At 69.9% G+C, this 1,875-nt stretch carries 1 protein-coding gene and 1 pseudogene; one reads left to right on the top strand and one right to left on the bottom strand.

Features of this window, described 5'->3' with window-relative positions:
* Positions 1–191 precede the first annotated feature (191 nt).
* A complete protein-coding gene (locus O3Q52_RS52635; protein ID WP_269655476.1) occupies positions 192–674 on the top strand; it encodes a VOC family protein in 483 nt (160 codons plus the stop codon).
* A gap of 68 nt (positions 675–742) precedes the next feature.
* Here the strand turns inward: O3Q52_RS52635 and O3Q52_RS52630 are convergent.
* A pseudogene (locus tag O3Q52_RS52630) lies at positions 743–1,574 on the bottom strand (ABC transporter ATP-binding protein); the annotation flags it as partial.
* Positions 1,575–1,875 lie beyond the last annotated feature (301 nt).

Raw genomic sequence — 1,875 nt, 5'->3', positions numbered from 1 at the left:
CTCCGGTCGGGCGGCCGGTCGGCCGGCCAGCCAGTCCGGCCGCCGCCCGGGCCGGTCTACCGCTCGGCGTGACGGCCGGGCTGTGAAACCCCTTGGCGTCACCCGCCCGGCCCGCTTTCCGGGCCACCGATGAGTTTTCGCACGAGGATCCGTCTACACAGGTGACAGCGTTCCCGCCCCAGGAGGTACCCATGACCACCGACGGATTCACCACGTGCCTTTGGTTCGACGGCCAGGCCGAGGAGGCCGCGAACTTCTACGTCTCGGTCTTCAAGAACTCCCGCATCGGCACGATCCTCCGCTACTCCGAGGTGGGGCACGGCGAGCCCGGTTCCGTACTGACCGTCGAGTTCGAGGCCAACGGCCAGAAGTTCTACGCCCTCAACGGCGGCCCGCAGTTCAAGTTCAGCGAGGCCATCTCCTTCGAGGTCCGCTGTGACGACCAGGCCGAGGTGGACTTCTACTGGAACGCGCTCACCGAGGGCGGCGGCGAGGAGGGCCCCTGCGGCTGGCTGAAGGACAGGTTCGGCGTCTCCTGGCAGGTCACCCCCGCCAGGCTGGTCGAGATGATCAGCGACCCGGACCAGCAGAAGGCGGATCGGGCCATGCAGGCCATGCTCAAGATGCACAAGATCGACGTCGCCACCCTGGAGAAGGCCTACGCGGGCGAGTGAGGCGACCGGCACGGCGGCCGGCCACCTCCCGCCCCAGCGGCTCAGGTGAGTCTTCGCGCCTCACCGGATCAGGCGAGCTGGCCGCTGTGCAGTGCGGTGTACGCACCCCCGCGCTCCAGCAACTCCTCGTGCGACCCGATCTCCCGTACGGCACCGTCCCCCATCACCACGATTCGGTCCGCACCCCGGATCGTGGACAGCCGGTGCGCCACCACGAAGGTGGTGCGCCCGCGCATGAGCCTGGCCAGTGCCTGCTGCACGAGCGCCTCCGACCGCGTGTCCAGCGCGGACGTCGCCTCGTCCAGGATGAGCACCCGCGGATTGCGGATGAGGGCCCGTGCGATGGCCAGCCGCTGCCGCTGTCCGCCCGAGAGCCGCGCCCCGTGCTCGCCCACCACGGTGTCGAGCCCGCGCGGCAGCCGGTCGACGAACTCCAGCGCGTTGGCGTCCCGCAGTGCCGCACGTACGGTCGCCTCGTCGGCGTCCGCGTCGTCCATGCCGTACGCCACGTTCTCCCGCACGGTCCCGTCGAACAGGATCGACTCCTGCGGTACGACCGACACGAAGCGCCGGTATGTCCGCAGGTCCAGCGTGTTCATGTCGGCGCCGTCCAGCAGCACCCGGCCCGAGGTCGGCCGGATGAACCCGATGACGAGACTGAGCACCGTTGACTTCCCGGCCCCCGAGAGCAGGAACACGGGCACGAACTCGGGCGTGCGGCGCGATGATGACGAGCCCGCCCGCGAGCACGGTGACTGCACCGAGCCCGGTCTCGGCGGTCTGCTGCACCATCTGCTCGACCGTCTCCACGTCCCGCACGACCTTGACCTGGAGGACACCCGCGCTGACGCGTGAGTGGTAGCCGATGGAGAGCTGCTGCATGCGTGTGCACAGGGAGGACACACGGCAGGGCTTCCCCGGGCCGCGTAACGGCTCGGTTTCCCCGGTTAATTTCCGGGTTCCGAGGGTTGGCGCGGAGCCGCCGGCTGGTTATCGTTCACGCACTTCACTCAATCGTTCCGCTGAACGAATAGCGAGAAGGACGGTCGGTCCATGCCCGACATCCACCACCCAGGACGGCGCTCCGTCCTCGCCGCGGCCACGGCGGGCGCCGCGTCGCTCGGTGCGTCCTGGCTGCTCACCGGCTGCACGGGGGCCTCGGCCGCCCCCGCGCTGCCCACGGACGCGAAGGGCGGCAGCC

The sequence above is a fragment of the Streptomyces sp. ActVer genome (genome assembly GCF_027270795.1).
Taxonomy (GTDB): Bacteria; Actinomycetota; Actinomycetes; order Streptomycetales; family Streptomycetaceae; genus Streptomyces; species Streptomyces umbrinus_A.
Note: the sequence above shows the minus strand (reverse complement) of the source record. Positions and strands in the feature narration are given on the sequence as shown.